Annotated in this window: 8 protein-coding genes and 1 other RNA gene; all 9 read left to right on the top strand. The window is 70.5% G+C overall.

What is annotated here, in order from left to right; all coding sequences use genetic code 11:
* A partial coding sequence (locus AX685_RS19660; protein WP_197418731.1) for a chemotaxis protein CheW occupies positions 1-292 on the top strand: 292 nt, incomplete at its 5' end.
* Positions 293-370: 78 nt separating this feature from the next.
* Positions 371-736, top strand: coding sequence for a response regulator (locus tag AX685_RS19655; protein WP_066491826.1), 366 nt, complete (start codon positions 371-373; stop codon positions 734-736).
* Between the two features lie 33 nt (positions 737-769).
* Complete coding sequence (locus AX685_RS19650; RefSeq protein ID WP_231792318.1) at positions 770-1,840, top strand: chemotaxis protein CheB; 1,071 nt, start codon at positions 770-772, stop codon at positions 1,838-1,840.
* Positions 1,837-2,721, top strand: a complete 885-nt coding sequence (locus AX685_RS19645) for a CheR family methyltransferase (protein ID WP_066491824.1) — start codon at positions 1,837-1,839, stop codon at positions 2,719-2,721. The genes AX685_RS19650 and AX685_RS19645 overlap by 4 nt, the downstream gene beginning before the upstream one ends.
* A 78-nt stretch (positions 2,722-2,799) precedes the next feature.
* Complete coding sequence (locus AX685_RS19640; RefSeq protein ID WP_066491819.1) at positions 2,800-3,489, top strand: N-acetylmuramoyl-L-alanine amidase; 690 nt, start codon at positions 2,800-2,802, stop codon at positions 3,487-3,489.
* Between the two features lie 43 nt (positions 3,490-3,532).
* Positions 3,533-3,931: RNase P RNA component class A (gene rnpB, locus AX685_RS19635), an RNA gene on the top strand.
* A 61-nt stretch (positions 3,932-3,992) separates the two neighbouring features.
* Positions 3,993-4,541, top strand: a complete 549-nt coding sequence (locus tag AX685_RS19630) for a J domain-containing protein (RefSeq protein WP_066491815.1) — start codon at positions 3,993-3,995, stop codon at positions 4,539-4,541.
* The gene (locus tag AX685_RS19625; RefSeq protein WP_156445949.1) at positions 4,538-4,858 is read left to right on the top strand and encodes a (2Fe-2S) ferredoxin domain-containing protein; all 321 of its coding nucleotides are present in this window, start codon (positions 4,538-4,540) and stop codon (positions 4,856-4,858) included. The genes AX685_RS19630 and AX685_RS19625 overlap by 4 nt, the downstream gene beginning before the upstream one ends.
* 60 nt (positions 4,859-4,918) lie before the next feature.
* Positions 4,919-5,959, top strand: coding sequence for a COX15/CtaA family protein (locus AX685_RS19620; protein WP_066491811.1), 1,041 nt, complete (start codon positions 4,919-4,921; stop codon positions 5,957-5,959).
* The last annotated feature ends 37 nt before the right edge of the window (positions 5,960-5,996 follow it).

Raw genomic sequence — 5,996 nt, 5'->3', positions numbered from 1 at the left:
CGTCGCCACCGTGCTGGACGTGCGACAGCTGCTGGGCGTGCCGCCGCGGCCCGTGGGCGACGGCGCGATCGGCCATGCCGTGGCGACGATGGTCGACGGGCATCTGTACGCGATCGCGGTCGACATGCTGGAGGATGTCGAGGCGGTGGAGATCGCACCGCGACCGCCCGGGATGGGCGGCGCGTCCGACGCGGCGTGGGATTTCGTGTCCGGCGTGGCCGAACGCGGGCAGGAGACGTTGCTGGCGCTGGACATCGACCGGCTGGTCGCGCGTGCCGGTGCAATCGAATGATCGTCGGCCGCATTAACGCCAAAACAACATGTTATCGGGCATGACGCGCCGGTGTACTGAGTAAGCGGGGACCGCGTCATGAAGACCTGCCTGATCGTCGATGATTCGAAGGTGATTCGGAAGGTCGCCCGCCACATCCTGGAGACGCTGGATTTCGCCGTCACGGAGGCCGCCGACGGCCGCGAGGCACTGGAACAATGCCGGCAATCGACGCCGGACGTGGTGCTGCTGGACTGGAACATGCCGGTGATGAGCGGGATGGAATTCCTGCGCGCCCTGGGTACCGAGACGCTGTCCCACCGCCCCAAGGTCGTGTTCTGTACCACCGAGAACGGCATGGCGCACATCCGCGCCGCGATCGAGGCGGGGGCGGACGAATATGTGATGAAACCATTCGACCGCGAAACGCTGCACAGCAAGCTGCAGATCGTCGGCGTGGCCTGATCCCCCGCCACCACGCCTTTGAGGCAGCCAGACGTGCATAGCTCCCTTCCCATCCCGGATGCCGCCGCCGCTGCCGTGCCGCGGGTCCTGATCGTCGATGATTCGGCGGTGGCGCGCGCGGTATTGTCGCGGTTCGTGACGTCGGAGGACCGCTTCGCGCTGGCCGCCGCGGTGCCGGATGCGCGCCGTGCGCTGGAGTTCCTGTCGCGGGAGCGGGTCGACGTCATCCTGCTCGATCTGGAGATGCCGCATACCCATGGCATCGACGCGCTGCCGCAGCTGATCGCCGCGGGGCAGGGCGCGCGCGTGCTGGTGGTGTCGAGCGCCGCCGCCGATGGCGCCGCGGTGACGATGCGCGCGCTGGCGCTGGGCGCTGCCGACACGCTGGTCAAGCCCGCCGCCGGCGCCTTCGCCAGCCGGTTCGGCGAGGTGTTGCTGGCGCGGCTGGACCTGCTGGCGGCACCGCGGGCGGCGACGGTCGAGGCGCCGCGCCGCGCGATCCACCCACCCGTGCCGCTGCCCGGGTTCGATGCGATCGCGATCGGCGCGTCCACCGGCGGTATCCACGCGCTGGCGTCGTTGCTGGGCGAAGTCCCCGCCGAGGTGCGCCAGCCGATCTTCGTGACGCAGCATCTGCCCCCGGCCTTTTCCCCCTATTTCGCGGCGCAGGTTCAGATGTCGGCGCGGCGCCCGGCGGCGATCGCCGTCGATCGCACGCGCGCCGTCGCCGGCCGGCTGCTGGTCGCGCCGGGCACCGCGCATCTGACCGTCAGCGGGCGCGGGCCGGAGGATGCGCTGGTGCGCCTGTCCACCGCCGCGGTGCCCACCGGCAACCTGCCGTCGGTCGATCCGATGTTCGCGAGCCTTGCGGCAGTCTATGGGCCGCGGCTGCTGGCGATCGTGCTGAGCGGCATGGGACGCGACGGGCTGGAGGGCGCGCGCGCCGTGCGGGCGGCGGGCGGCACCGTGCTGGTCCAGGATCGCGCGACATCGGTGGTTTGGGGAATGCCGGGCGTGGTGGCGGACGCCGGGCTGGCGCTGGCGGTGCTGCCGCCGGACGCGCTGGGCCGGTCGATCGCAGCATCGGCGGATCGTACCGCATGAACATGGCGGTTCAGCCGATCGATTCGGGATGCGCGCGGCTGCTGGCGGGATTGCTGGAGCAGCGCACCGGCCAGCGGATCGCCCCGAACCGCAGCTGGCGACTGGACACCGCGTTGAAACCGCTGCTGGCGGGGCTGGCGATCCACGACGTGGACGATCTGGCGCGGCGACTGCGCGACGGCCGTGACGAGGTGCTGGCGGACAAGGTCGTCGACCTGTTGCTGAACCAGGAAACGTCGTTCTTCCGCGACGCCGGGGTGATCGAATCGGCGGCGCAGGCGGTGGCGGTGCCGCTGGCGGCGGGCATGCCGGTGCATATCTGGTGTGCGGCCTGCGCGACCGGGCAGGAGGCGCTGTCGCTGGCGATGCTGTTCGCGGAGCGCAAGGCGGCGGAACGCTGGCCGCGGATGCCAGAGATCATCGGGACCGACGTATCCGCCGCGGCGATCGCCCGCGCGCGGCAGGGCAGCTATTCGCAGTTCGAGATCCAGCGCGGCCTGCCGGTGCGGCGCATGATGGAGTGGTTCGCGCCGGACGGCGACGGCCAGTGGGGCGCCACCCCGGCGCTGCTGAATACGGTCACCTACCGGCGGCACAATCTGGTGGCGGAGCCACCGCCCGCGGGCCGCTATGACCTGATCCTGTGCCGGAACGTCCTGTTCTACCTGGTGCCGCGGCTGCGCGAACAGGTGCTGGAGCGGCTGGCCGGCGCGCTGAAGCCGGGCGGGCTGCTGCTGCTGGGGGCGGGGGAGACGGTGATAGGCCTGTCCGATCGCCTGCGTCCCAGCCGCCGCCTGCGCGGCTTCTACGAGGCGACGGGATGCCCATCCACGGCGCCGGGCGGTGCGGCGGAGGTGGCGCGAGAGGCGCAGTCGTCATAAGGAGATCGCTCGCACGGCGAAGACGCGGGGGATTGCGGGCGTGATCGGACGGATACGGGTACAGGATCGGCGCACGCGATGAAGTGCGTCGAGATGCCGTCGCCCAATTTCAACGAACGCCGGCTGCCGATCACGATGATCGTGCTGCATTATACCGGCATGAAGACCGCGCAGGAGGCGATCGATCGTCTGCGCGACCCTGCCGCCGAGGTATCCGCGCACTATCTGGTCGACGAGGACGGCACGGTCGTGCGGCTGGTCGACGACGACAAGCGCGCCTGGCACGCTGGCAAGAGCCACTGGCGCGACATCGACGACGTCAATTCGGCGTCGATTGGCATCGAGATCGTCAATCCGGGGCACGAGCACGGCTATCGTCGCTTTCCCGAGCCGCAGGTCGATGCCGTGGTGCGGCTGGTCGCGCATCTGAAGGACCGGCACGAGATCACGCGCGGCAACATCGTCGGCCATTCCGACGTTGCCCCGACGCGCAAGCGCGATCCGGGCGAGCTGTTTCCGTGGCACCGATTGTCGCGGTTGCGGCTGGCGTTGCCGCGCCCGACGAAGAACCTGATGGACCCGTTCTGGGGCGAGGCGGCATTCTGCCTGGCGCTTGAGCGGTTCGGCTATGACGTGAGCGACCGTATGGCCGCAATCATGGCATTCCAGCGGCGCTTTCGCCCCGAGTTGATCGACGGGGAGATCGACGCGGAATGCCGCATGATCCTGCTGGCGCTGCTGCTGCCGCGGCCGCAGGGCGACGATTGAGGCGGCTTCCCTAACACGCACCCGCGCGCTAGGGACGGGCGCGTCAGAGGGCCGGGCGGCCGCGTCATGTAGCGATACATGCCGAGGAAAGTCCGGGCTCCACGGAACGACGGTGGCGGGTAACGCCCGCCGGCCAAGGGCGCGAGCCCGCGGTTAGGGACAGTGCAACAGAGAGCAGACGGCCCGCGCCTCGGCGCAGGTCATGGTGAAAGGGTGCGGTAAGAGCGCACCGCGCGCGCCGGTAACGGCCGCGGCACGGTAAACCCCACCGGGAGCAAGACCGAATAGGGGCGGCATGGGCGCAAGCGTGCGTCCGGGGCGTGTTCCCGCCTGCTGCCCGGGTTGGTTGCTGGAGCGTGTCGGCAACGGCACGCCGAGAGGAATGGTCGCCCATCTTCCTTCGGGGAGTGGACAGAACCCGGCTTACAGGCCCTCTGACGTTTCCCGTTCGCCGGGCGGTGCGCGCTTGGCGCGGGCGGCGTGCGCTCCTATGTGCGGGAGGAATGGCACGTATACCCTCCCGATCGAACGACTGGGGCTTTCCCCGTTGGCGCGGCTATGGCGCCAACCGCGAAGCCACGACCGTGCGGCTGTGCGACCGCCATGGGTGCGAGGAGCCGGGCGATTGCCCCGCGCCCAAATCCCCCAACAGCCCCGACCGCTGGTATTTCTGCCAGACGCACGCCGCCGAATATAATCGCGGCTGGAATTACTTCGAGGGGCTGTCGGCCGAGGAAGCCGCGCAGCGCGAGGCGGACGAGCGGCGCGATGCGGGCGGCTTCACCCAGTCGAAGCATCAGCAATGGGCCGGGCCGGGTGACGGCACGCGCTCGCGCGACGAGATGCGCGCGCTGGAGGTGCTGGAACTGGAGGTCGACGCGACGTTCGACGACGTGAAGCTGGCGTGGCGGCGGCTCGCCAAGTCCTATCACCCGGACGTGCGCCCCGGTGACGCGGATGCCGCGGCGCGCTTCCACGCGATCCAGGCGGCGTATGAGGTGCTGCGCACCGCCGAGGACGCGCGGACGTGGCGCCCCGGTGCGGCGGGATGAAGGACCATGTCCGTTCCCACTGGGATGCCGCGCTGCTGGTGTGCGGCAAATGTTCGAAGAAGGTGGACGGCGGGTTCGGGCCGAAGGGCAGGCAGTCGCTGACCAGGGCGCTGCGCGACGAGCCCGGCTTCGGCAAGGGGCGCAAGGCGGCGATCGGCGTCGTCAAGACGCGCTGCCTGGGTATCTGCCCGAAGGGCGCGGTGACGCTGGTCGACAGCCGCCGGCCGGGGCGCTGGCGGATCGTGCCGGCGGGGTCGGACGTGACCGCGCTGGCGCTGACGCTGGGTCGGGAGGCGGCTGACCAGGCGGCGGAATGACGCCCGCGGGATGATCGGGCGCGGGATAGCGGGGGCGGGTGCGATGCGCTACATGGCGCCATGCTTCAGGCCAGTTCCGGTTATTCAGTTTCCGCCCGCCCCGCGACCGTCGCGCGGTGGCTGTACATGGTCGCGGCGCTGATCGTCGCGATGGTGATCGTCGGGGGGATCACGCGGCTGACCGAATCGGGGCTGTCGATCACGCAGTGGAAGCCGATCAGCGGCATCGTGCCCCCGCTGAACGATGCGCAATGGCAGGCCGAATTCGCCAATTACCAGCGGATCCCGGAATATCAGGAGCTGAACCGTGGCATGACGCTGGCCGGGTTCAAGGCGATCTTCTTCTGGGAATATGTCCACCGGCTGCTGGGCCGGGTTATCGGGCTGGCCTTTGCCGTGCCGCTGGTCTGGTTCGCAGTGCGGCGGCGGATCCCGCACGGCTATGGCCCGCGGCTGACCGCGCTGCTGGCGCTGGGCGGGCTGCAGGGGGCGATCGGCTGGTGGATGGTCGCCAGCGGCCTGTCGGTGCGTACCGACGTCAGTCATGTGCGGCTGGCGGTGCACCTGGGCACCGCGCTGTTCATCCTGGCGGGGATCGTGTGGACCGCGTGCGACCTGCGCGTGCTGGCCCGCAACCCGCTGGCGCGACCGGCGCGGCTGCGCGGCGTGGCGATCGCGGCGCTGGCGGCGCTGGCGGTGCAGATCGTGTTCGGGGCGTTCACCGCCGGGCTGGACGCGGGCTATGCCTTTGCCAGCTGGCCGCTGATGGGCGACGCGCTGTTCCCCGCGAACGTGCCGATGCTGGCCCCGGCGTGGACCAATGCGGTCGACAACCCTGTGGTGGTGCAGTTCATCCATCGCTGGCTGGCGTTCGTCGCCGCCGGCGCGCTGGTGTGGCTGGCGGTGCGCGCACGCCGCGCGGGCGCGCCGGGCGTCGCCGCGGCGGTCGTCGGGCTGGTCGCGGCGCAAATCCTGCTGGGGATCGCGACGCTGTTGACCGGCGTGCAGATCGTCATCGCGGTCGCGCATCAGGCGAATGCCGCGCTGTTGCTGATCGCCGCGGTATCGGCCGCGCATGTGGTGGGCCGCCGCGCGGCATGAGGCGATCGGTGTGGCTGGCGGGGGCGGCGATCATCGC

Origin of the sequence: Sphingomonas sp. CCH9-F2 (genome assembly GCF_001556735.1) — a bacterium.
Classification (GTDB): Bacteria; Pseudomonadota; Alphaproteobacteria; order Sphingomonadales; family Sphingomonadaceae; genus Sphingomonas; species Sphingomonas ginsenosidimutans.
The sequence above is the reverse complement of the archived record's forward strand: the minus strand, read 5'-3'. Positions and strand labels throughout refer to the sequence as shown.

Bases quoted from the DNA above. Each gene is read 5' to 3' on its own strand.
- AX685_RS19620 (WP_066491811.1), top strand. From the start codon at position 4,919: ATGCTTCAGGCCAGTTCCGGTTATTCAGTTTCCGCCCGCCCCGCGACC.
- AX685_RS19630 (WP_066491815.1), top strand. From the start codon at position 3,993: ATGGCACGTATACCCTCCCGATCGAACGACTGGGGCTTTCCCCGTTGG.
- AX685_RS19655 (WP_066491826.1), top strand. From the start codon at position 371: ATGAAGACCTGCCTGATCGTCGATGATTCGAAGGTGATTCGGAAGGTC.
- AX685_RS19645 (WP_066491824.1), top strand. From the start codon at position 1,837: ATGAACATGGCGGTTCAGCCGATCGATTCGGGATGCGCGCGGCTGCTG.
- AX685_RS19625 (WP_156445949.1), top strand. From the start codon at position 4,538: ATGAAGGACCATGTCCGTTCCCACTGGGATGCCGCGCTGCTGGTGTGC.
- AX685_RS19640 (WP_066491819.1), top strand. From the start codon at position 2,800: ATGAAGTGCGTCGAGATGCCGTCGCCCAATTTCAACGAACGCCGGCTG.